At 66.5% G+C, this 26,864-nt stretch carries 24 protein-coding genes; 12 read left to right on the top strand and 12 right to left on the bottom strand.

Features of this window, described 5'->3' with window-relative positions; translation table 11 throughout:
* Nucleotides 1–95: 95 nt before the first annotated feature.
* The 9 genes from IT40_RS08450 to IT40_RS08410 all read right to left on the bottom strand — a co-directional run bounded on the left by IT40_RS08450 (nt 96) and on the right by IT40_RS08410 (nt 10,088).
* Nucleotides 96–1,220, bottom strand: a complete 1,125-nt coding sequence (locus tag IT40_RS08450) for an alpha/beta hydrolase (protein WP_166436111.1) — start codon at nt 1,218–1,220, stop codon at nt 96–98.
* Nucleotides 1,221–1,404: 184 nt separating this feature from the next.
* On the bottom strand, nt 1,405–2,778 hold the full coding sequence (locus IT40_RS08445) for an MmgE/PrpD family protein (protein WP_052095823.1): 1,374 nt from the start codon (nt 2,776–2,778) through the stop codon (nt 1,405–1,407).
* Nucleotides 2,779–2,848: 70 nt separating this feature from the next.
* Nucleotides 2,849–3,604 carry a GntR family transcriptional regulator gene (locus IT40_RS08440; protein ID WP_052095822.1) on the bottom strand — a complete coding sequence of 252 codons (756 nt, stop codon included), beginning with the start codon at nt 3,602–3,604 and terminating at the stop codon, nt 2,849–2,851.
* 39 nt (nt 3,605–3,643) lie between these two features.
* A complete protein-coding gene (locus IT40_RS08435) occupies nt 3,644–5,035 on the bottom strand; it encodes an MmgE/PrpD family protein (RefSeq protein WP_036753127.1) in 1,392 nt (463 codons plus the stop codon).
* A gap of 58 nt (nt 5,036–5,093) precedes the next feature.
* On the bottom strand, nt 5,094–6,596 hold the full coding sequence (locus tag IT40_RS08430; RefSeq protein WP_036753124.1) for a tripartite tricarboxylate transporter permease: 1,503 nt from the start codon (nt 6,594–6,596) through the stop codon (nt 5,094–5,096).
* Between the two features lie 39 nt (nt 6,597–6,635).
* The gene (locus tag IT40_RS08425) at nt 6,636–7,139 is read right to left on the bottom strand and encodes a tripartite tricarboxylate transporter TctB family protein (RefSeq protein WP_036753121.1); all 504 of its coding nucleotides are present in this window, start codon (nt 7,137–7,139) and stop codon (nt 6,636–6,638) included.
* 17 nt (nt 7,140–7,156) lie between these two features.
* Nucleotides 7,157–8,119, bottom strand: coding sequence for a tripartite tricarboxylate transporter substrate binding protein (locus IT40_RS08420; RefSeq protein ID WP_036753119.1), 963 nt, complete (start codon nt 8,117–8,119; stop codon nt 7,157–7,159).
* An 80-nt stretch (nt 8,120–8,199) separates the two neighbouring features.
* The gene (locus tag IT40_RS08415; RefSeq protein WP_036753116.1) at nt 8,200–8,973 is read right to left on the bottom strand and encodes an SDR family NAD(P)-dependent oxidoreductase; all 774 of its coding nucleotides are present in this window, start codon (nt 8,971–8,973) and stop codon (nt 8,200–8,202) included.
* A gap of 32 nt (nt 8,974–9,005) precedes the next feature.
* Nucleotides 9,006–10,088 (bottom strand): AbrB family transcriptional regulator, encoded by a 1,083-nt coding sequence (locus tag IT40_RS08410; RefSeq protein WP_084196978.1) that lies wholly within the window; start codon nt 10,086–10,088, stop codon nt 9,006–9,008.
* Nucleotides 10,089–10,684: 596 nt separating this feature from the next.
* Between IT40_RS08410 and IT40_RS08405 the strand changes: the two genes are divergently transcribed.
* The 6 genes from IT40_RS08405 to IT40_RS08380 are packed head-to-tail and all read left to right on the top strand — an operon-like array spanning nt 10,685 to nt 16,535.
* Nucleotides 10,685–11,470, top strand: coding sequence for a phosphosulfolactate synthase (locus tag IT40_RS08405; RefSeq protein WP_036753111.1), 786 nt, complete (start codon nt 10,685–10,687; stop codon nt 11,468–11,470).
* Nucleotides 11,467–13,008 carry an FAD-dependent tricarballylate dehydrogenase TcuA gene (gene tcuA / locus IT40_RS08400; RefSeq protein ID WP_036753108.1) on the top strand — a complete coding sequence of 514 codons (1,542 nt, stop codon included), beginning with the start codon at nt 11,467–11,469 and terminating at the stop codon, nt 13,006–13,008. Before IT40_RS08405 ends, tcuA begins: the two co-directional genes overlap by 4 nt.
* A gap of 41 nt (nt 13,009–13,049) precedes the next feature.
* Nucleotides 13,050–14,051, top strand: a complete 1,002-nt coding sequence (locus IT40_RS08395) for an ABC transporter substrate-binding protein (RefSeq protein WP_036753105.1) — start codon at nt 13,050–13,052, stop codon at nt 14,049–14,051.
* Between the two features lie 24 nt (nt 14,052–14,075).
* The gene (locus IT40_RS08390) at nt 14,076–14,897 is read left to right on the top strand and encodes an ABC transporter permease (protein WP_036753102.1); all 822 of its coding nucleotides are present in this window, start codon (nt 14,076–14,078) and stop codon (nt 14,895–14,897) included.
* Entirely contained in the window at nt 14,894–15,721 is an 828-nt protein-coding gene (locus IT40_RS08385) for an ABC transporter permease (protein ID WP_036753099.1), read from the top strand. The genes IT40_RS08390 and IT40_RS08385 overlap by 4 nt, the downstream gene beginning before the upstream one ends.
* Nucleotides 15,708–16,535: an ABC transporter ATP-binding protein gene (locus tag IT40_RS08380; RefSeq protein WP_036753096.1), complete on the top strand. Its 828-nt coding sequence runs from the start codon at nt 15,708–15,710 to the stop codon at nt 16,533–16,535. Before IT40_RS08385 ends, IT40_RS08380 begins: the two co-directional genes overlap by 14 nt.
* Before the next feature lie 48 nt (nt 16,536–16,583).
* Here the strand turns inward: IT40_RS08380 and IT40_RS08375 are convergent, their stop codons facing one another.
* The gene (locus IT40_RS08375; protein WP_036753094.1) at nt 16,584–17,111 is read right to left on the bottom strand and encodes a chromate transporter; all 528 of its coding nucleotides are present in this window, start codon (nt 17,109–17,111) and stop codon (nt 16,584–16,586) included.
* Between the two features lie 6 nt (nt 17,112–17,117).
* The gene (locus IT40_RS08370; RefSeq protein ID WP_240540645.1) at nt 17,118–17,687 is read right to left on the bottom strand and encodes a chromate transporter; all 570 of its coding nucleotides are present in this window, start codon (nt 17,685–17,687) and stop codon (nt 17,118–17,120) included.
* A gap of 352 nt (nt 17,688–18,039) precedes the next feature.
* On the opposite strand from IT40_RS08370, the gene IT40_RS08365 reads away from it, so the two are divergent.
* The 6 genes from IT40_RS08365 to IT40_RS08340 are packed head-to-tail and all read left to right on the top strand — an operon-like array spanning nt 18,040 to nt 25,396.
* Nucleotides 18,040–19,446, top strand: a complete 1,407-nt coding sequence (locus tag IT40_RS08365) for an MmgE/PrpD family protein (protein WP_036753091.1) — start codon at nt 18,040–18,042, stop codon at nt 19,444–19,446.
* 7 nt (nt 19,447–19,453) lie between these two features.
* On the top strand, nt 19,454–20,662 hold the full coding sequence (locus tag IT40_RS08360; RefSeq protein WP_036753088.1) for a 2-methylaconitate cis-trans isomerase PrpF family protein: 1,209 nt from the start codon (nt 19,454–19,456) through the stop codon (nt 20,660–20,662).
* A 53-nt stretch (nt 20,663–20,715) separates the two neighbouring features.
* Entirely contained in the window at nt 20,716–22,419 is a 1,704-nt protein-coding gene (locus IT40_RS08355) for an L-aspartate oxidase (RefSeq protein WP_036753085.1), read from the top strand.
* Nucleotides 22,416–22,871 carry a tripartite tricarboxylate transporter TctB family protein gene (locus IT40_RS08350; protein WP_036753082.1) on the top strand — a complete coding sequence of 152 codons (456 nt, stop codon included), beginning with the start codon at nt 22,416–22,418 and terminating at the stop codon, nt 22,869–22,871. Before IT40_RS08355 ends, IT40_RS08350 begins: the two co-directional genes overlap by 4 nt.
* A complete protein-coding gene (locus IT40_RS08345) occupies nt 22,871–24,415 on the top strand; it encodes a tripartite tricarboxylate transporter permease (protein ID WP_036753079.1) in 1,545 nt (514 codons plus the stop codon). The genes IT40_RS08350 and IT40_RS08345 overlap by 1 nt, the downstream gene beginning before the upstream one ends.
* Nucleotides 24,416–24,424: 9 nt before the next feature.
* The gene (locus IT40_RS08340; RefSeq protein ID WP_036753075.1) at nt 24,425–25,396 is read left to right on the top strand and encodes a tripartite tricarboxylate transporter substrate binding protein; all 972 of its coding nucleotides are present in this window, start codon (nt 24,425–24,427) and stop codon (nt 25,394–25,396) included.
* A gap of 185 nt (nt 25,397–25,581) precedes the next feature.
* On the opposite strand, the gene IT40_RS08335 is transcribed toward IT40_RS08340, so the two are convergent.
* Nucleotides 25,582–26,454: a TrmB family transcriptional regulator gene (locus IT40_RS08335; protein WP_036753071.1), complete on the bottom strand. Its 873-nt coding sequence runs from the start codon at nt 26,452–26,454 to the stop codon at nt 25,582–25,584.
* Nucleotides 26,455–26,864: the final 410 nt, after the last annotated feature.

Below are 26,864 nucleotides of genomic sequence, written 5' to 3'. Positions count from 1 at the left end.
GCTGGCGCCCGGTATTTCCCCATTCTTCCAATAATTCATGGTGATGATCGCCCACGCAAGCGGGCGATCACACCTCATGGATTTCCAGAGCGAACTCAGCGCTGATCCAATTCGTTTTCTGCCAGGAATTTGGAAAGCTGATCTGCGACTTGCAGGTTGTTCAAGTCCGAGAACATGAAATGGGAATTCCCGAACAACCCCACAGACGGCAACGGAAGAATGCTTGCATTCCCCCCAATTCCATTCAAGGAATCCGCAAATAGCTGGGATGCGACAACCTGGGCACGCCGACCGTCCGCGGGGATATCAGGGATTGGCTCGCTTGGGATATTGTCACCATAGACGATCTGGATGGGAATGTTTGCAAGCTTGGCAAACTCATCGTTCGAGACAACGCTGCCGGCAACCATTTCCCCTTCGAAAAGCGGTATGGGATCAGGCATGGAATCTTCCGGGAAGACAAATCCCGGCTCATACGAGACGATGCCCTTCACATTATCGGACAAGGTGGCGGTCTTCCATCCATAGATGCCGGACTCCGAATGCGTAACCAGAATGGCTGGCCCGATTTTTTCCAGAAGTGCGACGAGGGCCTGAACCACTGCATCGGGATCGCGATTCACATCCGGGACCAGGTGCTGGATGAAGCTTTCGATGCTCTCGACATCAAACTGCTGGACCGGAAAGACTTCCGGGTATTTTGGCCCGATTCTCCACCGGCTCCAAGCATATTGAATACCAGCGCGCTGCGTCCTGTTCGGGATGATTTCGTCGCCATCAAGCTGTCCAAACGGCCCATTGTAGCTTGGATATCCCGACCGACCACGGCGAGGTGCATCTACGATATAGACCGGGAAGCCGCGACGGAGGAAAATGGTCTGATAGCCCTCGCGGCCATCTGGCGTCGTTTCCCAGACGCGCCCGGTACCGCCTCCGCCATGCACAAGGACGATAGGCAGCTTTCGAGCGTCTGCCGGGATCTGGTATTGAACATACATCTGATCCTTCCAGAAGGTCTGTCCCTTGTCGGTATACCCGAGCGCCCCGGCATCAAACTCGCCAGCCGCCTGTAGAGAATGGCCGCCGACAAAAAAGCTTCCCTGTTCAACGATGGTCATGGGCTCGCCCTGGGCGAAAACCGCGCTGCTCGTCATTATCAAGCTGGCAAGACCAAAAACCGCCCCCTTAAACGACCCTGACAATCCAGTCATTTGTTTCATGGTGCTCCTCCCTTTGTGAAACTGCATTCTAAATGCTTGTCCTTGCAATATCCTCCCGCCAACAGGCATGCCGGTTCGGAAATTTGGCCCTGCCCTTTTCCGCCCTCATGCAGTCTGCAATATTCCGATCAGTGTCCCTGTTTGCGTGCGGAGGGCGCGCCGCCCTCCGACATATGGCAAAACCTCACCGAGCGAGCTTGGCGACGAAGCCGCCCGCATGCGGAACGGTCACGTCGACCAATTCAGCCGGGGAAGCCAGATCCGGCAGTTTCCAGGCCAGGTCCAGCGCCTTGCGGCTTTGCTCCTCGCCGATGACCAGGGCCGACTGGCGCAGGAATTTATCGTTCAACTCCTCGTTGGTCAGCGGGCGCTCGACGCTGCCGATCGCATGTTCGACGTGATGATCGATCCGCCGCCCGTCCTTCATGACCAGCGTGATGCGCACCTCGTCCTCGGCAATCTCGCCTGCCGTCGCAGTTACCCTGTCGCGCAAGGCGATGACCCGAGGATCCTGCGCGATCTCGTCGGTGAAGGCGGTGGGTGAGCCGTCGCCATGCAGCAGCGCGACCGCCGCGGCATGATAGACGCTGAACTTGGTCTCCAGCCCGGTCCGCGGCGTCCGTTTGCCGGTCAGCTCCAGCACCAGCGGATGGGTGGTCAGTTCGACCGAGGCGATTTCGGCCACTTCCGCGCCCAGCCGTTCGCGCAGCTGGCAGCAGCCGTCGATAGTGGGGTGGATCACGATGCCGCAGGCGAAGGGCTTGTAGCTGTTCAGCGCGGCTTCCCAGCGGCTGCCCAAGCCGCCGAGGATTTCCGAATAATCCTGCTTGTCCGAAAGCACGTTGGCAAAGCCGCGCGGCGCCTCGATGCCGCGCAGCGAGCTGTCGAAACCGGCCTCGGCCAGGAAGGCCGCGGCCGCGCCGTTCTGCGCTGCGCGTCCGGGATGCAGGCTCTTGCACATGGTCCCGAACATCTCGCGCAGCCCGGAGGACTGGGTGGCCGCGATCCCGAGCGCCCAGGTCGTCCGCTCCGCGTCCAGCCCCAGCAGCCTGGACATTGCCGCCGCGGCGCCAAAGACGCCGGCCGTGCCGGTGATGTGCCAGCCACGGTCGTAATGGTGCGGATAGACCGCGTTGCCGATGCGGCACTCCACCTCGACACCGACGATCAGCGCGTCCAGCAGGTCGGCGCCCGTGACGGCCCTGTATCCGGCCACCGCCATCAGCGCCGAAGCCACCGGCCCGGCCGGATGGATGATCGTCTTCAGATGGGTATCGTCATAGTCCAGCACATGCGAGGTGATGCCGTTGAACAGCGCGGCATGAAGCACATCGGTCCTTTCCCCGCGGCCGATCACCCCGGCCTGGGCCTGGCCGGCAAAGGGGGCAAGCGCCGCGATCGCGCGGTCTGCGGTGACATGGTTCGCCCCCCCGATGGCGCAGCCGAACCAGTTGACGAAGGTGCGCAGCCCCTCGGCCCGGACGGCGTCGGGAATATCCTGGGCGCGGAGTGCAACAATCCATTCCGCAAGATCGCGGGTTACCGAAACTTCGGTCATTTCATAGCCTTTCAGTTGTCAAATTCGCAGGAGCGGCCCGGCACGCACGCGGCACTGCCGGGCAGGTCCGTCATTCAGGAGGGGGGTTCTCGGCCGTCCCCCCGGCCTGGCCTTCCTCCATGGCGCGGCGCTGTTCGAGGATCCGGGCATAGCCGTTCATCACATGCCCGCGCGCCGCATCGAAGGCCGCCTGCGGGTCGCCCGCCGCGATGGCCTCGACGATCTGGCCATGTTCGCGGTTCGACAGGTGCAGGCTGGCCGGGGCCGAAAGGCCGCGGAAGCGCTGGACATGCAGTTCGCGCGCGAAACCCTGATAGGTGTTGGCCAGCCTGCGATTGCCGCACATCTCGCAAAGCGCGGTGTGGAACGCGACATTCAGCGGGTAATAGGCGCTGACGTCATCGGCGGCGACCGCCTCGTCCATCCCCAGGATATGCCCGCGCAGTTCATGCAGTTGCGCAGGCGTGGCGTTTTCCGCCAGGCTCCAGGCGACGGCGCCGAAGGCGAAGCCGCGCGCGATATCCACCTCGCGCAGCTCGGCCTCGTCCATCTGGCGCACGAAAAGGCCCCGGTTGGGGATATATTCCAGCAACCCCACCGCCGCGAGCGCCCGGCATGCCTCGCGCACCGGAGCACGGCTGACGCCGCACTGGGCGGCCAGGCTCATCTCGTTGATCCGCTCGTTGGGGGCGAAGTGACCGGCAACGATCATGGCCTCGATCTCGTGGCGGACCAGTTCGCTGAGGGAATTGCCCTTCAGGAACCGGATGCCGGACGTGCCCGGCTGACCGGATTCTTCGCTTTTCTGCCTGGTTGCGCCCGTCATTCCATCACCTGTGTCAACTCCAGATCCTTCCCCGGCGTTCTATCCGCGGAACCCTGCAAGCATAGCCATATTCTCTGCCATAAACAGCGATTGTGCCGACGAAAGCAGCGCTTCGGTCCGCGCATCGTCCCAACCGCCGAAACGGCAGTTGGCGCGAAACTTGGCGACAATCTCTTCTCGCGGAAGCCTCTCGCGGCGCCCGCCGCGTAGATGGGGCTGCCGCGCGGTGCGCGTGCTGCCATCCTTCAGTGTTGCGATGACGGTGCCGGTATAGTTGCGGGGGTATTCGTCATCGGGGTCGATCTCGTAGCCGATCCGCCCCGTCAGATCCAGCAGCGCGGCATCCCGGATCCGCTCTTCGGTGAACTGGCTGAGCCCCGCCTCCTGGTCGAGAAGCCCCACGGCCACCCCGTAGGGCACGCTGAACTTGGCGGAATAGGGGGTGGTGGGGCGGCGCTTTTCGGCCAACGGTTCCCAGAGCCGATGAACCGTGCCCTCGCCGACCTTGCACAGGATGCTGTCGATGTCGGGCACCGCCAGCCCCTCGCGCGCAAGGGCGATGGCGCAATCGATGAAGGGCTGCACCATGGTCCCGCAGGCATAGGGCTTGAAGGCGATGTCGGCGAAATGCCAGCGCCGGCCAAGATCGTCGGTGATGCGAGTGACATCGGGGGGGATGCTTTCGATGCCGAAAGCGTGGAAAAATCCATGCTCGCCCTCGAACACGGTGCGCGGCCCCCTGAACCCGCCGCGGGCGAAATGGGCGGCGCGGATTCCGCTTTGCGCCGCCCAGCCGGGATGGAGCCGCTTGGTCCAGGTGCCCTCGGCGAGATATTCGATGATCCCCGAGGCCATGCTGCCCGCGATGCCAAGCGCATCCGTCGTCCGCTTCGCATCCAGCCCCAACACCACCGAGACCGCCGCAGCCGCGCCCATCGCCCCGGCGACAGCCGTGGGGTGAAAGCCCGCCCGGTGCTGCGCCATCGGGGCGACGATCGCCATGCGGCACATCAGCTCGGCCCCGGCGACGATGCCGCAAAGGACCGCCTCGCCCCCCGCGCCGGAATGCTCTGCCGCCGCCAGGGCCGCCGGAATGACGGCGGCGCCGGGGTGCATGGGCGTGCCCTCGAAGGTATCGTCGTAATCCTCGCCATGGGCGGCGGTGCCGTTCACGAGCGCCGCCCCGGCCATGTCGAGGCCGCCCTCATGGCCAAAGGCGGTGCAGGTGCCGCGGCTGTCGAGCCCGGCGAGAACGGCCGCGACATAGGGTTCGTTCCGCGCCGAGACGACGAGGCCGAGATGGTCGATCAGCGCCTCTTGCGCGCGGACCCGGACCTCGGCGGGAAGATCTGCCGCCCGCAACCCCGCCGCCCAGGCGGCGAATTGTTCCGCGACTGCCGTCCCGGCCGAAACGCGCATGTGTTTTCCCATCGTTGTGCCTTTCCCCTGAACCGATGGACCGCCCGCCCCCAGGCGGTCCCTTGCGTTGTCAGCCATGGACCTCGACCCCCGAGCGGCGGAAGCGGCGGATTTCGCTCAGGATCGCCATTCCGATGATCAGCCCGGCGCAGATCAGCAGGCCCAGGCTGAGCGGGTTTTCGAAGAACACGCGATGCTCGCCATTGGTCAGCAGAAGCGAGCGGCGATAGTTGGATTCCACCATGTAGCCCAGCACGATGCCCAGGATCAGCGGCAGGACCGGGAATTTCAGCAGCCGCATCCCGTAGCCGATGATCCCGGCCGCCAGCACGATCCAGAAGTCGAACAGGCTCTGGTTGATCACATAGATCCCCGACAGCACGACCATGAAGATCCCGGCGGTCAGGTAGGGCTTGGGCCGGTTCACCAGCCAGATCGCCGGACCAAGGACCAGAAGGCCAAAGATCAGCATGAAGATGTTCGACATGAACAGGCCGCCGAACAGCCCATAGACCAGATCCGGGCGCGAACTCAGCAGCATCGGCCCCGGCTGGATGCCGTGGATCAGCAGCCCGCCCAGCAGGATCGCCATGGAGTTCGAGCCGGGGATGCCGAATGAAAGCGTCGGGATCAGCGCACTGGACGTCACGGCGTTGTTCGCAGCTTCGGGCGCGACGACGCCCTCCTCAGAGCCCTTGCCGAATTTCTCGGGCGTCTTCGACCAGCGCTTCGTCTCGTTATAAGAGAGGAAGGCCGCGACCGTGCCGCCCGCACCGGGGATCGGTCCCTCGATGATGCCCACTGCCGTGCCGATGGCCTGGGCGCGCCGCAACTCCCACAGCTTCTGCAGGCTCGGCAGCTTCACCCGCGCCACGGTCTTGGTGATGCCGCCGTCGCCCCCGTCCTTTTCGGCCACTTTCGACATCAGCTCGGCCACCGCGAAGACGCCCAGCATGACGAAGATATAGTCGATGCCGCCCAGAAGATCCGGCTCGTCGAAGGTAAAGCGCGTCACCCCCGACAAGGGATCGGTCCCGACCGTCGACACCATCAGCCCGATCACCCCCATGATCAGCCCCTTGACCAGCGATCCCTCGGACAGGGCCGCAATGATGCTGAGGCCCAGGAACGCCAGGGCGAAATAGGCGGGCGGCTTGAAGTAAAGCGCCAGCGCGGAAAGCGGCGCGGTCAGCAGCACGAGGCAGATCAGCCCGACCAGCCCGGCGATGGTGCCGGCGACCAGCGAAAGGCCCAGCGCCTCGCCGCCCCGGCCCTGCTGATGCAGGGTATAGCCGTCGATCACCGTCGCGGCGGCGGCATTGGTGCCCGGCGTGCGGATCAGGATGGCGGGAATCGAGCCGCCGTATTCCGCCCCGATATAGACGCCGGTCAGCATGATGATCGCCGCCAGCGGCGACATGTCGAAGGTGAAGGGCAGCAAAAGCGCCATCGCGATCGATGGCGAAAGCCCCGGCAGGGCCCCTCCGAGAATTCCCCAGAGCACGCCCCCCGCCGCCGCCAGCACCGTCGAGGGCGTGGTCACGGCGGTCAATGCGTAAGTCAGTCCATCCATTATACGTTTCCGATCACACGGTGGAGAGGAGGGCTGCGTTCAGCGCAGCAGCCCAGGCCAGAATCCCGCCGGCAGCGGAATCTGCAGGATCTTCACGAAGATCAGATAGAAGAGGATGCCGCCGCCAGCCGCGAAAAGCAGGGTGGCCGGCGAAGGCTTCAACCCGGCATAGGTCGCAACCGCCGCCAACAGCAATCCGGCCGAGACCATGTAGCCCAGATGGGGCAGCACGAGAAGATAGCCCACCCCGATCCCGATCAGGCCGAGCGCGCGCAGATGCTCGCGCCACGAGCCCGGCAGCCGATCTTCGCCCTTGTCCTGGTCATCCCCCCCGCCTGCGGCGGCGGCGCGGCGCATCTCGAACAGGGTCTGCCCCGCCAGAAGCAGCGAGAGCACCCCGAGCGCGAGGCCGAGCAGCTTCGGCAGGCCATCGGCCCCCACCTGCCCCGCAAGACGGCTTGCGGGAATGGCATCGGCCGCAAGCCAATAGGCCACCGCCAGAACGAACAGGGCTGCCGATACGGCCAGCGTCGCCTTGCGCATGTCGTTCCCCTCCGCCGTCAGTTGATGTCGAATTTTTCGAAGAACGCCTGCAGCGAGGTCACGAACGCCTCGCGCGCGGCAACCGCCTCGGCCTGGGTCTGATAGGCGTTCTGCAGGCCCTCGGCCTCATACCAGGCGCGGAACTCGGGATCCTCCATCAGCTTTGCCACGCCTTCCTCCCAAGCGGCGATCACCTCGGGGGGCAGGTCTTTCGCCCCCGCGATGCCGCGGAACTTCGAGATCACCAGGTCATAGCCCTGCTCCTTGGCGGTGGGCACATCGCCGATTCCCGGCACGCGCTCGTCGGTATAGGTGGCGATGATGCGCACCTTTCCCGCCTCCATCTGGCCGCGCAGTTCCGCAATCTCGCTGACGCCGACCTGGGCGGTGCCGTTCAGCACGCTGAGGATCGCATCGCCGCCGCCGTCGTGGGTCAGCACGATCATCGAGCTATCGGTGAGGGTCTGGAATTCCTCCATCACCTGACGGTCGAGCGAACCGGGGGTGGAGACCGAGACCACGATGCTGGACGGGTTTTCCTTTGCGGCGGCCACGACATCACCCAGCGTCTGATAGGGGCTTTCGGTCAGCACGTAGACCGTCTGCGGATCGTTGAAGAGATTGACCACCGGCTCCATCTCTTCATAGGTCACAGACGGATTGCTGAGCAGCGACGTGATGATATGGGTCGGCGTCGAGCCATAGAAGACGCTGCCGTCCTTTGGCCCGTTCGCCACGGCGGCCATGGCCGCGGCGCCGCCGCTGCCGGTCACGCTCTCGACGACGAAATGAACGCCCATGATCGGGCCGAGATGCTGGCCGATCTTGCGCAGGAAAACATCCATTCCGCCGCCGGGGCTGGAATGGGTGATCAGGCGGACGGTCTGGACGGGATAGTCCGCCAGCACCGGCGGTGCAGCCACAAGAGATGCGGCGACGGCGGCCGCACCCAGCAGCCCCCGGATTCCATGATGCTTCATATTTCCTCCCTGGGCGTCTCCCTGCGCCCCGATAGTCGATTGTCGCCTGTCGACAATTTCAAGATTGCGAGAACGCTCGCTCATGTCAAGAACAAACCACCGTTCACGTGCAGAGACTGCCCGGTGATGAACCCTCCCGCGGGGCCGCAGAGCGTCAGGACCATGGCGGCGACATCCTCCGGCCGCCCCTCGCGGCCGACGATGGGGCGGGCTTCATGGCCATGCAGGCTGAACGATTCGCCCGAGGTGGCCGAACGCTTGCCGCCGATCTTGCCGGGCACCACGCAATTCGCGGTAACGCCGCAATTCGCGAATTCCACGGCAAGCGCACGGGTGAAGCCTTCGATCCCGGCCTTGGCCGCAGCGACATGGGCACGCCGGCTGGCGCCGGTATGGGAACTGACCCCGCCGATATTGATGATCCGGCCATAACCCTGCCCTGCCATCGCCGGAAGAAACGCCCGGCTGGTCAGGAAAGCCCCGTCCAGGATCACCGAAAGCACGCCGCGCCACTCGGCAAGGCTCATCTCGGTCAGCGCCGCCTCTTGCCGGATTGCCGCATTGTTGACCAGGATGTCCAGGCGGCCGAAGCGCTCCAGCACCTTCCGCCGCATTCGCGCGACCTGATCGTCATCCGTCACATCCGCCAGATGCACCATCGCGCGCACGCCCATGGCCTCGATCTCGCGGCAAACCGTCTCGGCCTCTTCGGCCGAACTGCGGGCATTGATCACCACATCCGCCCCCGCACCCGCAAGGGCGAGCGCGATCGAACGTCCGATGCGCCGCACCCCGCCAGTCACCAGCGCGACCTGCCCGGACAGCATCCGGCCCGCGGTGCCATTCGTCTCCATCCTTCTTCTCCTCCTCAGATGACCGGCGCCGATCAACGGCGCTTCTCCCCCGCCAACCTGCTCAGCAGCTGCTCCATATGTCCGAAGACCCCGAGCCGCAGGAACAGGCGATAGAAGTTCGACACATAGGCATTGACGATAAAGGACCGGGCGAAATGGAAGCCCGTGACCAGCATCACATTCAGATGCAAAGCGGTTGCAGTCAGCGCCATTTCGGCCATTCCCCCCGGCGAGGTCAGCAAGATCGTCGTGGAAAGCCCCTGTCCGCTGATCCGCGACAACAGCCAGGCATAGCCCGCCAGCACAAGCGACAGGACCAGCACCATTGCCATGGCAAGGCCCAGTATCCGCAGGATGCCTTTCATCCGTTCGCGTTCAAACCGGGCGCCGATGGAAATGCCGATCAGATACTGGCCAAGGGCAAAGGGCATCCAGGGCGTGCGCCCCGACACCAAGCCCGACCCGGCCAGAAGCGCCGCCGCCAGCAGCGCGCCGATCATCCAGGGATTGTTGGCCCCGATATAGCGCACCAGCCGGATCGAAAGAAGACAGGCCAGCAGCACCCCCGCATAGACGAATACCGGCAGATCCAGACGACCTTCCTGCGACAGAAGGCCGCCGTCCTCACCGAAACTGCGCAGAAGAAGCGGCAGAACCGTCACCAGAACGGCGACGCGCACCGCCTGGGCCAAGGCGACCACCTCGGTCCTTGCGCCTTCGGCTGCCCCGACATGGGCCATTTCCGAAAGCCCCCCCGGTGTCAGCGAGAAGAAGGCGGTAGCCGTATCCTGCCCCGACAGCCGGGCAAAGGGCACCGTCAGCAGCCCGGTGACGCCGATCGCGACAAAGGCGGTCAGCACCATGAGAGGCGACCATGCGACCAGCATCCCTGCCGCTTGCGGCGTCATGGTCAGGCCGATGGCCGAGCCGACGATCAGCTGTCCGATTTTCCGCCCCATGCGGATCTCTGGCATCCGCAGGCCCGCCATCGAGGCAAGCGCCACCACCAGCATCGGCGCAAGCACCCAGGCAAGCGGCAACTTCAGCGCCGAGGCAGTCCATCCCGCAAGTCCCGCGATGATGAGAACGCAAGGCGCAAGGACAGACGTGCGCATTCCTTACCCGTCGATGGTTGTGTTCTTGATCCAGCTAAGCCGAAAATACCCATGCGGCAACCAGAAATGGCGACTGTCGACAATTTTTCATGTCAAAGCTGCTCAACTGCTGTAATGCGATCTTGGTTTTTGCGCGCCCCAGGAGCGCTTGGCGCAGCCGATCCGGCAGAGGGGGCGACGGCGGAAGGATGTCCGCGGCAGCGCAAGATCCCGCCATGTGGCGGCGGCAGGCGGTGGGTTGATCCCCTCGCCTTTCCAGGGCGTCGCGGGACCAACCCGCATCACGGTCCTGGCCGGCAAGCAGCCCCTCGGCCTGCGGCAGGCTGGCCAAGGGGGAACGGACCCCTGCAAACTATCGAAGCAGCCTCGAAATCTTGGTTTCACGGCGTGTAGCGCGGACTTGTTCCCTCCGGCACGGCATGCCGCTTCCAGCTAAGCCATTGCCAAGAAAAGGATCTTTCTTGTTGGGATAATAGAAGGCTGCATATAGTATTAGCAACAGCTACTATTTCAAGCATGGAGGGAATCATGCGATCCTGGCTGCTCCTTGGCCGACCATCCCGCCGCGCCGGCCACCCGCAAGCCGGGGCCGGCCGATGACGCTCAGCCTTCCTCCGCGCGACATGGGCGGGCCGGGCGGCGGGCTGACCGCCGTGATCGATTTCGGCCCCGACAGCGCAGGCTGGACCGGGGTGCAGGGCGTCGAGGATCTGCTGGCGATCGCCGGACCCTATATCGACTTCGCCAAGATCTATGCGATGAACGCCCTGCTCATGCCGCAGGAGCCGCTGGCCCGGATCGTCGCGGCCTATGGCGCGGCCGGCGTCGCGACCTTCTCGGGCGGCATCCTCTTCGAATGGGCCCATCGCCAGGGCGAGGTGGAGGCGTTGGTCCCCCTGCTCCGCGGGCTCGGCATCCAGGGGCTCGAGATCTCGGAAAACTACATCCGGCTCGACCCGGCCGAGCGCGACCGCTGGATCGGCTGGTTCCGCGACCGCGGCTTTGACGTGATCTACGAATTCGGCCGCAAGACGCCCGACGAGTCGCTGGATATCGACCGCCTGGCCGGGATCATCGGCGCCGTGCGCGACAAGGGCGCGCATCACGTCATCGTCGAGCAGTCCGAGATCGAGCTGGCGACCAGGAGCGATGCGGGCATCCTCGACCGCCTTGCGCGCGAGCCGTGGTTCGCCGACATCCTGATCGAAGCCGATCCGCTGCGCTTTCCCGCGCAGCACGCCGACCTGATCCGCCGGTTCGGCGCCAATGTCAGCCTTGCCAATATCGCCCCTGGGCAGGCACTGCGGCTCGAGGGGCTGCGGCGCGGCATCGGGCGCGGTGTGGATTATTCGATGTTCTCTGAAGAGGAAGTCCCCGCATGACCTATGCCCCGCCCCTGCACGCGGCACCCGACGACGAAAAAGCGCCCGATTTCGACGTGATCGTGGTCGGAGCGGGCAATGCCGCGTCCTGTGCCGCGCTGGCCGCACGCGAGGCCGGCGCCCGGACCGTGCTGATGCTGGAAGCCGCCCCCGAGGCCGAGGCCGGCGGCAATTCCACCTATACGGCCGGCGCGATGCGCGTCGTCTATGACGGGATCGACGATCTGCGCCAGCTGGTTCCCGACGTGCCCGACGATCTGGTGGCGATCACCGATTTCGGCAGCTACGGCGCCAGCGCCTTTTTCGACGACATGTTTCGGATGACCCAGTTCCGCACGGACCCCGAACTGGTCGAGATCCTGGTGCTCAACAGCTTGCCCACGCTGCGCTGGATGCGCGAGCAGGGCGTCCGCTTCCAGCTCAGCTTCGGGCGTCAGGCGTTCAAGGTGGACGGAAGGTTCCGCTTCTGGGGCGGGCTGGCCTGCGAGGTCTGGGGCGGCGGTCCGGGACTGGTCGAGATGCTGCACGCGGCCTGCCGCAAGGGCGGGATCGAGATCCGCTATTCCACGCCGGCCGTCGACCTGGTGCGCGACGACGGCGGGGTGAAGGGTGTCGTGGTGCGCACGGCGACCGGGCGGCGGTCGATCCGGGCGCGCTCGGTCGTGCTGGCCTGCGGCGGCTTCGAAAGCAATGCCGAGATGCGCGCCCGCTACCTCGGGCCGGACTGGGATCTGGCCAAGGTCCGCGGCACCCGCTTCAACATGGGCGACGGCATCAGGATGGCGCTGGAGGCCGGGGCCATGCCCTGCGGCCACTGGTCGGGCGCCCATGCCGTGGGCTGGGACCGCGACGCGCCCCCCTACGGCGACCTGGCCGTCGGGGACAACTACCAGAAGCACAGCTATCCCTTCGGCATCATGGTGAACGCGAATGGCGAGCGGTTCGTGGACGAGGGGGCGGACTTCCGCAACTACACCTATGCGAAATACGGGCACGAGGTCTTGCGCCAGCCCGGCATGTTCGCCTGGCAGGTATTCGACGCGAAGGTGGTGCCGATGCTGCGCGACGAATACCGGATCCGCGAAGTGACCAAGGTGACTGCCAACTCGCTCGAGGAACTGGCCGGGAAGCTCGACGGTGTCGATCCGCGCCGCTTTCTCGAAACGGTGCGCGCCTACAATGCGGCGGTCCGCACCTCGGTCCCGTTCAATCCCACGGTCAAGGACGGGCGCGGGACGGACGGGCTGGCCGTGCCGAAATCCAACTGGGCCAACACCATCGACCAGGCCCCCTTCGAGGCCTATGCCGTCACATGCGGCGTGACCTTCACCTTCGGCGGTGTCAAGGTTTCCGAGCGGGGCGAGGTGATGGACCGGGCCGGAAGGCCGATCCCCGGCCTCTATTCCGCCGGCGAGATGGTGGGCGGCATCTTCTATCACAACTATCCGGGCGGCACCGGCCTCACCTCGGGGGCGGTCTTCGGCAAGCTGGCGGGAGAGCATGCCGGCCAACATGCGCTGAGCCTGCAGGCCGCCTGACGAGGGGCGGGCTGCGCGACATAAAAACGGGAGGAGAGATCATGGGAAATGCGAAAGACGGATTGCACCGCATCCGGCGGATGCTGGGCGGGCTTATGCTGGCCTGCCTCGCGGCGGGTGGCGCCGGAACGGCACAGGCCGAGACGCTGGAGGTCGGCGTCCAGCAGGTGCCGCCCGACGAGGTCTATATCGCCCGCGACTGGGGCCAGCCCTATGGGCTCGAGGTCAAGGCCACGCAGTTCTCCTCGGGCGGAGACATGCTGAAAGCCTTTCTCGCCGGTCGGGTCGCCGTGGCGAATGGCGGCTCGGGGCGGCTGGTGACGCTTGCGGCCCAGCAGCCCGAAAGCTTCTACATCATAGGCACCCAGCAATCGGGCGGCGACCGCTACAGCGTGGTGGTGCGGGCCGATTCCGACATCGGCAGCATCCAGGATCTCAAGGGCCGCAAGCTCGGCGTCGTCACGGGAACCGGAACCTACGGCACGTTCCTCGTCTATCTCCAGCAGCAGGGGATGAGCGAGGCCGACTTCCAGATCGTCAACATGAAGATCGACGACCTGCGCGCCGCGGTCGAGCAAAAGCTCGTGGACGGCGCGGTGATGTGGGAACCCTTCGTGGCCATCGCCGAGGAGATGGGCAACGTCAAACGGCTCGTCTCGCTCAAGGGCGTGAACGAAAGCCCGAACTTCCTGCTCGCCAGCCGCAGCTTCACCGACGCCAATCCCGAGACCATCGTCAAGTTCCTGGCCTCGACCATCGACGCGGCGCGCTTCATCGAGGCCGATCCGGCCGAGGCCGGGAAACTCGCCGCCGAACAGATCGCCAAGGGCGGGATCGCGGTGCCGGCCGCAGCGCTCGAGACGGCCTTTACCCGGATCAGCGTGGATCGCGCCGTGACCGACGAGATGGTGGCCGAACTCATTCCGGTCGCCGAGGCGATGAAGGCGGCGGGCAAGATCCCCGAGGTGCCCGACTTCGGCTCGTTCGTGCGGCAGGATCTTTACGAGCAGGCGGTCGAACTGACCCGCTCCGCCACCCACTGACCCGTCCCCGGAGAGGACAGACCCATGCCCATCGGCTTCCAAATCCTGGATCGCGCCCTGCGCGTGATACGGTTCCTGCTGCCAATCCTGGGCCTGCTGCTGGTCTGGGAACTGGCGGTGCGCACCGGCCTTGCCCAGGCGGGCATCCTGCCTGCGCCCAGCACCATCCTCGCCCGCGCGGTCGAACTGCTCGGCCTGACGGGAGAGCGCGCGGTCCTCTTCGGTCATATCCTGGCAAGCCTCAGGCGCGCGCTCGTCGCCTTCGCCCTGGCGGTGGCGGTGGGCGTGCCGCTGGGCTTCCTGCTCGGGCTGAGCGAGGAGGCCCAGCTCTGGGTCAGCCCGATCCTGAGCCTGATGCTGCCGCTGCCGGCCGTCGCCTGGACGCCGATCCTGCTGGTGCTGTTCGGGCCGGGCGATCTGACCATCGTGATCGTCTGCTTCCTCGGCGCGGTGTTTCCGGTGCTCTACAGCACCATGCAGGGCGTGCGCGCCTGCGGAAGGCAGCCCGTCTGGGTCGTCCGCTCGATGGGCGGCAGCGGTCTTGACGTCCTGCGCCGCGTGCTGATCCCCTCGTCCCTGCCCGCGCTCATCACCGGCTTCAAGCTGGGCATGGCCCATTCCTGGCGGACGCTGGTCGCGGCCGAGATGCTTGCCGCGCTGACCAGCGGGCTGGGCTACATGATCTTTGCCGCCCGCTCCTACATGGACGTCAGCACCATGTTCGTGGGCGTTGTCTGCCTGGCCGCGATCGGCATGTTGATCGAGCATGTCCTGTTCGGCACGCTGGAACACGTCACCATCCATCGCTGGTATGCCCGCGACGCCCAGACCGGAGGCCGCCAATGACCCTGGACACCGCCGAGATTCCGCGCCGGCGCCTGCCGCTGCCCCCCATGAAGCTGATCCGGCCGGTGGTGTCGCTGGGGGTTCTCTTCGGCCTGTGGGAGATTGCGGCCCGCACCGGCGCGATCAGCGCCTTCCTTTTCCCGCCGCCCAGCGCGATCTTCGCGGCGCTCTGGATCTCGGCGGGGCCGAACGGCGATCCGCCCTATGGCATCCTGCTCGACATCGCGCTGAGCCTCTACCGGCTGCTCGCCGGGGTGGGACTTGCGCTCGTGCTGGGCACGATCATCGGCCTTGCCATCGGCCTGACCGGCTGGGGCCGGGCGGTCTTCAAGCCGATCATCAGCGCGCTGATGCCGATCCCGACCCTGGCCTGGACGCCCGTGCTGCTGCTGGTCTTCGGCATCGACAACCGCACCACGATCACGGTGGTCTTCATCGCGGCCAGCTTCGAGATCATCTACAACGTCGTGACCGGCATCGAGATGATGACGCGCAAGGTCTACTGGGTCGCGGCCTCCATGGGCGCCTCGCGCCTCCAGACTTTGCGCTATGTCGTCCTGCCCGGCATCCTGCCCTATCTCATCACCGGGCTGAAGCTGGGTGTGGGCTATGCCTGGCGCGCCCTGATCGCGGCCGAGATGCTGGCTGCCAGCTCTCACGGGCTCGGCTTCATGATCTACGACGCGCAGGAATACATGGACATGAAAAGCATCTACGGCGGGATCCTGACGATCTCGGTCATGGGGCTTTTGATCGAGCGGGGCGTCATCGGCGCCCTGGAAAAGCGAACGATTGAAAAATGGGGCGTCAATGTCGAACGTTGAGAAAATCCTGTCCGATCCGGTGGGCGAAACCGCGACCTTGGCCCCAAAGCCGAAAATCACCGCCGAGGGCGCCGGCATCCGCTTTGGCAGCATCGTCGCCGTCGAGGATTTCACCACGGTGATCCGCGAGCGCGAATTCGTGTCGATCATCGGCCCCTCGGGCTGCGGCAAGTCCACGCTGCTCTATGCGATCGCGGGCTTTCTGAAGACCACCTCGGGCGTGCTGAAGGTGGACGGCAAGCCCATCGTGAAGCCGGGGCCCGACCGGGGCATCGTGTTCCAGGAATTCGTGCTGTTCCCCTGGCGCACGGTCCTGCGCAACATCACGCTGGGCCCCGAGATCGCCGGCCTGCCGCGGGCCGAGGCCGAGGAGCGGGCGCGGAAATGGATCCGCCTCACCGGCCTCGGCGGGTTCGAGAACGCCTATCCCGCCACGCTTTCGGGTGGCATGAAGCAACGGGTGGCGATCGCGCGCGCGCTGACCTGCGAGCCCGACATCCTGCTGCTCGACGAGCCTTTCGGGGCGCTGGACGTGCAGACGAAGAACTATGTCATGAAGGATCTGCAGGATCTGTGGATCGCGGCCAGCAAGACCATCCTGATGGTGACCCATTCGGTGCAGGAGGCGACGCTGATGGCCGACCGGGTGCTGATCCTTGGCGCGCGGCCCTCGCGGATCGTGGCCGATGTCAGGATCGACCTGCCCCATCCGCGCGACCCGCTGGACCAGCGGCTCGGGCGCTACCGGCAGGAGGTCACCGAGATCCTTTCGGCCGAGGTCGACCGCGCCATGAAGGGCGAACGCGGCCAGTAGGGCCGCGCCCCCTGCCCCGCCGGCGCGGCGGCGCGGTGCCGGGCCCCGTCAGACCCACCCCGCGCCGCCCAGCACCGCGGCTATCGCCAGGGGGACCAGCGGGCTGCGGCGGGTGGCCAGCAGGAAGACCGCCGTCAGCGCGGTCAACGCCAGCTTCGGCGGCGCGGCACCCGAAGCCGAGGCGGTCAGCAGGATCGCGGTGGCAAGGATCAGCCCGACGGCGATCGGAAGGATCGCCCGCTCCACCAGCAAGAACCAGCGGGCGCGGCCGTGATGGGCGCGCAAACGCATCGCCTGATAGGCGATCACCAGCGTCGGCAGGCAGGTCGCGGCCGTGGCCAGCACGGCGCCCGCAAAGCCCGCGACCTCCCATCCGACAAGGGTCGCGATGATCAGGTTGGGGCCGGGCGAGGCTTGGGACAGGGCAAAGAGCGTGGCGAATGTCCCGTCGCTCATCCAGCCCTGCACCTGCACGGCAAAGCGGTTCAGTTCCGGCACCGTCGCGATGAAGCCGCCGACCGCGATGCAGGAAAGGAAAAGGATCTTCAGCGTCAGCAGGGCTACGGGATTCTCCATCGGCCGTCACCTTGCGACCAGGCGGGCGGCAAGCAGGCTGGCCGGCAGGATCGTCAGGAGGATCCAGACCAGCGGCAGCCGCAGGAGCCCGGCCGCGACCACGACCACCAGGACGATGGCCAGGGCCCGCGGGCTGCGCCGCATCGGCCAGACCATGCGCAGCCCCATGGCCACGATCAGCCCCGCCGCCGCCGAGGCCAGCGCGCCGATCATGCCCTGCACCGCCTCAAGATGCTGGTGCCGGCGATAAAGTTCGGCCATGAGGCAGACAAGCACGGCCGGCGGCGCCACGAGCCCCAGCACCGCCGCAAGCGAGCCTCGCCGCCCGGCCAGCCGTCCGCCCACCATCACCGACACGCCCAGCACGTTGCCGCCCGGCAGGAAGCTCGCCAAGGCGAAGAGATTGTCGAACTCCTCGGCGCTGCACCAGCTCTTGCGGTCCACCACCAGCCATCGCACCCAGGGCATCACGCCCCCGAAGCCCACGAAGCCGATGGAGGCGAAGCCGAGGAACAGCTTGAGCGGCGTCACCCCCTCCGCCGAAGTCGCGGCCTCGCCCGGCATCTGATGTTGCATCTTGCGATATTCCCCAAGCCCGTGCCCCCGCGACCGCGCCATGGTCCGCCGGGACCAGCCCCCGGCAAGGGCCCGAGGATGGAACGGTCGCACATGGGGCCTCCTGATTCCCTTTAATGGTTGTAGTTACTACCACCTAAAAGCGCAAGAATGTTCGGCAACCCGGATACGGGCTGGAACTGGCCGCTTGGAAACCAAGTTTTTTCAAATCCTTGACCCATGATCGGCAAAACGGCTGCTCGTCGTTGACAGGTCGGTGCAAATGGTAGTAGCTATACATACCACCAATAGCCGCAGCGCTAGAAACTACCACATCCCTCACCTGCCAGACACTCAATCGAAGGAAGAGCCGATGAACGAACACATCCGCGATACAGCCGATCTCCAGGGCCTGACGCGCCGCTTTGCGAAGCTGGCCGCGAACCTGCGCTATCAAGACCTGCCGGCCCCGGTGCAGCAGAAGGCCAAGCTCATCATCCGCGATGGCGTCGGCAACCAGATCGCCGCCTCGGCCATCAGCGAGGCGGCGATCGCCATCACGCAGCTCGTGCAGGAATGGGGCGGCAAGCCCGAAAGCACGATCGTCGGCTATGGCGACAAGGTGCCGGCGCCGCTGGCCGCCTTTTGCAACGGCGCGATGGGGCACGGGGTGGAACTCGACGACGCGCATGGCTCGGGCCTGATCAAGGCCGGATCGGTGCTTATCCCCGCGGCCTTCGCCGCGGCCGAGGTCAGCCACGCGAAGGGCGAGGATCTGGTCGCCGCGGTCGTCGCGGGCTACGAGATCGCGATCCGGGTCGCCAAGGCGATCAACCCCGGCCACCGCCATCGCGGCTATCACACCACCTCGACCGTTTCGCTGATGGGCGCGGCCGTCATCACCGCCCGCCTCCTGGGCTGCGACGAGGAAGGCATCGCCAATGCCATCGGCCTGGCCGCGATGCAGTCGAGCGGCATCCAGTCCTATCTGGACGATCCCTGCATGGCCAAGCCCTTTGGTCCCGGCAAGGGCGCCTTCAATGGCGTGCTGGCCGGGGTCATGGCGCGTCGCGGCTTCACGGGGCCGAAAAAGGCGCTGGAATCGAAGGAGGGCTTCCTCAACGCCTTCACCGACAGCGTCCGCGCCTCGGACCTGCTCGACGGGTTCGGCACCGAGTTCGCGATCATGGAGGTGGGCTTCAAGCCCCATGCCGCCTGCCGCTATGCGCATGGCCCGATCGACCTCGCGCAGCTTTTCCATGACGAGGGGATCACGCTGGACGAGATCGACACGATCACGGTGAAGATGAGCGGCCTTGCCATCCGGCAGGCGTCGAAGTTCCCCTGCCCCAGCCTGAACGCGGCGATGGGCAGCACCCAGTTCGGCGTGGCGCTGGCGCTGGCGCGGGGCGGAAACGGGCTGCGCGACTATTGGGACGGCTATGCCGACCAATCGATCCACGACCTCGCGGCCAGGGTGGTGCTGGAGGCCGAGCCCGATTTCGGCGTGGGCGGCCGGCAGGCGGTGGTGACGCTGGGGCTGAAGGACGGGCGCAGCCTTGTCCACCGCAGCGACGAGCCGCGCGGCGAGCCCACCAACCCGCTGACCGCGGAAGAGCTGGAGCGCAAGTTCCTGACCACCGCCGGGCTGGTGCTGGACGAGGACAGGATCGCGGACATCAGCCGCCGCCTGATGGCGCTGGAGACCGAAAGCGATGCGGGCGTCATACCCGCGCTTACGGTCGCACCCGACCGCAAGCCCGCGCTCCGGGCAGCCTGAGGCGGCCATGCCCCAGGTTTCCGCACAAGAAGCGGCGGGCGCGATAAGCGATCCGCAACAGGTCTCGGTCCGCGCCCTTTTCATGCGGGGCGGATCGAGCCGGGGGGCCTTCTTCCTGCAAGAGGACCTTCCTGCAGACCGGCAGGAGCGCGACGCGCTCCTGCTGGCCTGCTACGGCTCACCCGACCGCCGGCAGATCGACGGAATCGGCGGCGCCGACCCGCTGACCAGCAAGGCGGCGGTCGTCGGCCGCTCGGCCCGCCCCGACGCGGACCTCGACTATACCTTCCTGCAGGTGGGCATCGACCGGCCGATGGTCAGCGCGGGCGGCAATTGCGGCAACATGCTGGCCGCGGTCGGCCCCTTCGCGGTATTGCGCGGCATGATCGCCCCGCGGGAGCCCGAGATGTCGGTGCGGATCCACACCACGAACACGGGCCAGGTCGTCACCGCGCGCTTTCGCGTCGAAAAGGGCCGCCCCTGCATCGAGGGAGAGGCGCGCATACCGGGCGTGCCCGGCACCGGCTCGGCCATCGCGCTTGATTTCGGCGATTGCGCGGGCGCGGTCAGCGGCAGGCTGCTGCCCACCGGATCGGTCCGCGACATGGTCCGGCTGGGCGAACGCGAGGTGCCGGTGTCCTTCGTGGATGCGGCGACGCCCTTCGTCTTCGTCCCGGCCAGGGCATTGGGGGCGACGGGTGCCGAAAGCCCCGCAGAGATCAGCGCCAATCCCGCCCTGATGGCCGAGCTGGAGGCGATCAGGGGCTGGGCGGCGACCGTCCTTGGCCTCGTGGACCGGCCCGAAGAGGCGACGCTTCGCTCGCCCAACATTCCGCGCGTCATCATGGTCGGCCCGCCGCAGGATTATGCCGCGCAGGATGGTCCGGTGAGCGCCGAAAGCATAGATGTCTGCGTCCGGCAACTGGCCATGCAGAAGCCGCACAACACGCTTGCCGTGACCGGGGCGGTCTGCTCGGCGGTGGCCAGCCGCCTGCCGGGAAGCATCGTCCAGGAACTGTGCCGCGCCGGGGACGACCGGACCCGGCTTGGCCATCCGGCGGGCGTGCTGACCGTCTCAGCCCAGGTGGCGCGGACCGCGAACGGCTGGCGCATCGAAAGCGCCGCAGTCGAGCGAACGGCGCGGCTGCTGATGGCGGGCGACCTGTTCGCCCCGCGCGCAAGGATCGAGGAACTGCGCGCAGGACTGGAGGTTTAGGCGCGACAACCAAGCGCCGGCGGGGAGGCCGGCCAAAGATCGGGGAGGAAAACGTGGTGATAACCGAAGCGGCGCGTGCAAGCGCCGACGTCGTGGTGGTGGGCTCGGGCCTTGCAGGGCTGCTTGCCGCCATTACCGCACGCGAAACCGGCGCGACCGTGACGCTGGTCGCCCAGGGCGAGATCGGCAAGTCCGCCAACAGCTGGCTTGCGAGCGGCGGCCTTGCGGCGGTGACGGGCGTGGACCCCGAGGATACGCCCGAACTGCATTTGCAGGACATCCGCCGGACGGCCCGCGGCCTTGCCTTTGACGATATCGCCCGGACCTTCGTGGCCGAGGCCGGGCCCGCGATCCGCAAGCTCGAGTCGCTCGGCGTGGCCTTCCACCAGAAGGACGGCGACCTTGCCCTTTACCCCGCCCCCGGGCATTCCCGCGCGCGCTCGGTCCGCTGCGAGGGCGGGGGGGCGGTCGGGCTGATGACGACGCTTATCGAACGCGCGGCCGAGGCGGGGATAAGGCTTGTCGGCCATACCACCGCCATCGAAGTGCTGAAGGACGCCGAGGAGGAGGCGGCGGGGCTGCTCTGCCATGGTCCCGACGGCTGGCTTGCGATCGAGGCGGGGGCGGTGCTGCTGGCCTGCGGCGGCATGGGACGGATCTTTCCAGTCACCAGCAACCACGACCTGGCGGACGGCAGCGGCTATTACCTGGCGCTGAAGGCCGGGGCGGTGCTGACCGACCTGGAATTCGTGCAGTTCACCCCCACCTCGCTTGCCTGGCCGCCGCAGGTGCGGGGCACCAGCACGGGCGGCGGGCTGATGGCCCAGCCCGGCGTCAAGCTGCTGAATGCCAGGGGCGAGCGGTTCATGCACCGCTACGACCCCGAGCGGATGGAAGCGGCGACCCGCGACGTGCTTTCGCGGGCGATTTTCCGCGAGGTGAGCGAGGGGCGCGGCACGGAACACGGCGCCGTCTGGGTGGATATTTCCGAAACCGACCGCGAGGCGGTGGCGCAGGTTTCCGGCCGCTTCCTGCGGGCGATCGCGAAGGTCGGCATCGACCCCTATCGCGAGCGCGTCGAGGTGGCGCCCGATGTGCATTTCGCCATGGGCGGCGTCGTGGCCGACATCGACGGGCGCACCGCCGTGCCGGGGCTTTTCGCGGCGGGCGAGATCACCGCCGGCCTTCACGGCGCGACGCGGCTGAACAGCAACGGGCTGACCGAGGCCGCGGTCTTTGGCATCCGCGCCGGCCGCAGCGCGGCGGACCATGCCCGCACGGCCGGCCCGCGGCCCTTGCGCTTCGACTTTCCGCCGCGGATGGTGCGTTGCCTGATCGCCGAGGATCCGCGGCGCCCGAACGGCCGGCCCCGGTCCGACACGATCGGCATCCGGCTGCCGGGCGGGGCTGCAGCCGCAAGGGACCACGCAGCACTGAAGGCCGAGATCCGGGCGATCCTCGTCGAAGGGGCGGGGATCGAGCGGACGGGCACCGCGGTCGAGCGGGCGCTGGCCCGCCATGCCGCCCTCGCCCCCTTGGTCGAGACGGCGCTGGCCGGGGCGGGGCCGGTCGAGGGCTTCTCGCTCGACGCCATGTATGTGCTTTCGCGCCTGATCCTCCAGGCAAGCGGCACGCGGACGGAATCCCGCGGCGCCCATTATCGCATCGATTGCCCCGACCAGGACAGCGGCTGGGATCGGCATATCGCCTTCCTGGCCGAGCCCCTGGCGGCGCAGGACGAAGGGAGAAGACCATGAGACATGTTCTTGGCATCGACAGGGTGGTTGCCCTGATCTGCATCGCCGTGGCCGGGCTCTATCTCTCGGCTTCCCTCGGCATTGCGCAGGGCAGTTTCGGCGACCCGCTGGGGCCGCGGGCCTTTCCGCAGATCCTCGGCGCGCTGCTGATCCTGTTCTCGATCATCACGCTGGTGCAGCCCTCGCCCCGGCAGGCGCCGGCCACGCCGCTTGCAACCCTTGTCGCCATCGCGATCTGCGCGGCGCTGGTCCTGGGCTTCATCCTGCTCTTGCCGGTCGTCGGCTATGCGGCGACAAGCTTCCTGCTGTTCCTGGGCTTCCTGCTGACGCTGCGCGAGCCGCTGCGCCTTGCGCTGCTATACGCGGCGGGCCTGACCCTGCTGTTCTATGTCGTCTTCACGGTGCTTCTGCAGACCTATTTCCCGCCGACCATGCTGGGGAGGATCTTCTGATGGACACCGTCGCCTTTCTTGCCACGGGCATCGCCACCGCTTTTTCCGGCTGGAACTTCGTCTATGTCCTGATCGGGGCGTTCGTGGGCACCTGGATCGGGATGCTGCCCGGCCTCGGCCCCTCGACCGGCATCGCGCTGCTGCTGCCGCTGACCTACGGGCTCGACCCAACGGGCGGCATGATCATGCTTTGCGGCATCTATTTCGGCTCGATGTACGGGGGCTCGATCTCGTCGATCCTGCTCAACACGCCGGGCGACGTCTCGTCGGTCATCACCATGCTCGACGGCAACCCGATGGCGCGGCGCGGGCGCGGGGGTGCCGCGCTTTTCTGCGCCGCCGTCGCCTCGTTCATCGGGGGAAGCGTCGGGCTTGTCGGGCTTACCTTCCTGGCCGAGCCCATCGCGCGCTTCGCCCTGCGCTTCGGACCTGCGGAATATTTCGCGCTGATGACCTTTGCGCTGATCGCGACCGCCACGCTGATGCAGGGCGCGGCCGTCAAGGGGCTCATGGCCATCGTGATCGGCCTGATGATCGCCACCGTCGGCATCGACCTGCAAAGCGGCGCGGCGCGCTTTACCATGAACTCGCCGAACCTTTTCGACGGGATCAGCCTCATCGCGGTGATCATCGGCCTTTTCGGCATCTCCGAGGTCTTTACCAACATCCAGGAGATCATGGCCCGGCGCTGGGGCAAGGTCGAGACGGTCGGACGGCTGTGGATGGAGCCCTCCGAATGGAAGCGCTGCCGCTTTTCCTTCCTGCGCGGCTCGGTCATCGGCTTCATGGTGGGGGTCGTGCCGGGCGCGGGCGGGGCGGTGGCGACGCTTCTTTCCTATGCCGCCGAGCGCCGGTCGAGCCGCCACCCCGAAGAATTCGGCAAGGGCGCGATCGAGGGCGTGGCCGGCCCCGAGGCCGCCAACAATGCCAGCGTCGGCGGCGCGCTGATCCCGCTTTTCACCCTGGGCCTGCCCGGATCGTCGGCGACGGCGATCCTGCTGGGGGCGCTGATGATCTTCGGCATCCAGCCGGGCCCGCATCTCTTCACCGAAAATCCCGACCTGGTCTGGGGCATCATCGGCAGCCTCTATGTCGCGAACGTGGTGCTCGTGATCCTCAACATTCCCTTCATCGGCATCTTCGTGCGGATGCTGATGATGCCCGGCGCGCCCCTCAACGCGATCATCCTGCTGCTGGCCGTCACCGGGGCCTATTCGCTGAACAACAACGTCTTCGACATCCAGGTGGCGCTGGTCTTCGGCGTCATCGGCTTCCTGCTGCGCAGCGCGCAGGTGCCGCTGGCCCCGCTGGTGCTGGCGGTCGCCCTGGGCGGCGGCCTGGAACAATCGCTGCGCCAGGCGCTTTCCCTGTCGGACGGCGATCCGGCCGGGCTGGTGCCCAGCGGCATCGCGGCGGTGTTCCTTGGCCTCAGCGCGCTTCTTGTGCTGCTGGCGGCGATCCTGCCCGCCACCCGGCTGATGAGCCCGCGGAACCGTGCGCTTCGGCGCGCGGCGAAAAAGGAAAAAAGACCGCAAACCCAATAGGAGGACACCATGGCTGCATTCAGCCGCATCGTTGCAATGGCCCTGGCCGTGGCCGCAGGCGCCGCCGCCGCACAGGCTGCCGAGCCGACCCGCGTGATCGAGATCATCGTGGGCGCCTCGCCCGGCGGCGGCTTCGACCGCACCGCCCGAGCGATCGAGCGCGTGCTGGAGGACGGCATCGTCGGCCAGCCGATCAACGTCATCAACCAGCCCGGCGCCGGCGGGGCGGTCGGCCTCGCCTCGATGAACCGGCATCCGGGCGACATGCACTATATCTCGATCACCTCGCCCAACATCCTGACCGACGAGCTGCGGGGCACCTCGCCCATGACCTTCGAGGCCCTGACCCCCATCGCGACGCTGGTTTCGGAATATCTCTGCTTTGCCGTCCATGCCGACAGCGACCTGGAAACCGCCGCGGATCTGGTCGCGGCGCTGAAGGAAAAACCCGAGGCGATCCGCTTCGGCTTCGCCACCACGCCGGGCAACCACAACCACGTGGCCTTCGCGCAGCTTGCCGGGGCGGTGGGCTTCGACGTGATGAAACCCAAGACCGTGATCTTCAAGGGCGCGTCCGAGGCGGTGACGGCGCTTCTTGGCCGGCATATCGACTTTTCCATCGCCCCCGCCGCGAGCTTTGCGGAATATGTCCGGTCGGGCGACGTGAAATGCCTGGCGGTCAGCGCGCCCGAGCGGCTGGGCGGGGCGCTGTCTGATGTGCCGACATGGACCGAACTCGGCTATGACGTGGTCTATGGCCCGTTCCGCGGCGTGATCGGCCCGCAAGGCATGGAGCCCGAGCAGATCGCCTTCTGGGAGGATGCCTTGCAGAAGATGGCCGCGACCGACGCCTGGAAAAAGGAAGTCGCGGAGAATTACTGGACCGAAAACGTCAAGGGCCACGACGAGACGATGACCTTCCTCGCGACCGAGCGCGACCGGCTCAGGGCCTCGCTCACCGATCTGGGCCTGCTGCAATAGCACCAGGGGCGGGACCGCTGGCCGCGGCCCCCGCCCTCCGCCGGCATGCCGGACAGCGGATCGGCCTGCAGAAAATCCGCCAGGACCGCCGCGCAACGGACAGGACGACCGCCGGTCATCCGCCATGCGCGGCGCTTGCGGGTAACGGCAGGGACCCGGCGTCGCGATCCAATGCGGCGCGGGCCTCAGGGGTTCGCGTCGTCCCCAACGCCGATCAGCTTGCGAAGCGTCTCGACCTGCGGAGGGGGAAGGTATTTCTGCCGCAGCTCGAACAGGGCCGGGCCGAAGCGGTTCTGGATCTCGTCGCCGAAGATGGCGAAGATCTCGCAAAAATAGATCTCGTGCCGGATCAGGCTGTCGAAGATGTTCACCAGGGGCTTGTTGCGCGTATAGGAACCGTGCGGCTGGCTGCCGAACTCGGCCACCAGCGCCTCCTCGAAATCGCGGGTGATGCTGATCAGATAGGGGGCCATCGCCACCGGAATGCCATTGCCCTCGTGCAGCATGACCGTGATGCGGCCCCCGCAGGAGAACTGCTCGACCTTGGTGCCGAACAGCACGATCAGCACGTCCACCCCGCGCCGCGCGGCCGCCTCGAGCTGGTCGAGATGCCCCTCGAGATTGTCCTCCGACCCCTTGATCCAGAGATGCGTGGTCGAGGCGTCGATCATCTGCGAGATACGCGAGTTGATGGCATGCGCCCCGGTCATCGACCAGACATATTCCTGCTGCGGCACATTGCCGAGCTTGCTGATCCCTTCCTTGATCCGGGCCGCGCGCCGCTCGGTCGTCTCGACGATGGCCGACAGCAGCACGTCCGGCGGCGTCGCGGTATAGCGGACCGGGCTTTCGGAAACCGGCTGCACCGCCTCCTTCCGAACCAGGCTTTCCAGCACCGAATAGGCATTCGCCTTGGGAAGCCCCGCTTCCTTGGCCACCTCATAGGCGGTCGCGGGCTGGATCTTCAGCAACCCCAGATAGGCACGGGATTCGTAGTCGCTGAAATGCAGGCCCTGCAGGTCAGCAATAAGGGTCTGAAGCGGGTTTGCGATATCCACGGGATCGTCCCTCCAATGCGGGCAATGGCGACTGGTAGTCATTGCAACTAACGCGCCCGGAGCAGGGATGCAATCGTCCGCGACCGATCCACCTCCCTTGAACGGGTCCATCCTGGAAGATGGTTCCGGCCATGAAGCACGGGGCGCAATGGCACGGAAGCGGCACAAGCCGAAGTTGCGGCGGGTTGAAGTGCTGCGCGGCCAGGGCAGGACGATGGCGCCAGATCGGCGTTTCCGCGCTGACCTATTGCAGCTCGGCGGCATGAGCCGGGACCGGCTGCGCCAGTGGAAGGACCTCCAGAAGAAGGACCGGCTGCGCAAGGCGGTTGCCGATCCGACGCTGGAAGCCGATCCTGACGGCGACAGCACGAGAAGGCTTTTCAGCCCCTCGCCCTGTCGGGCCTGCATCG

The sequence above is a fragment of the Paracoccus versutus genome (assembly GCF_000763885.1).
Taxonomy (GTDB): Bacteria; Pseudomonadota; Alphaproteobacteria; order Rhodobacterales; family Rhodobacteraceae; genus Paracoccus; species Paracoccus versutus.
Note: the sequence above shows the minus strand (reverse complement) of the source record. Positions and strands in the feature narration are given on the sequence as shown.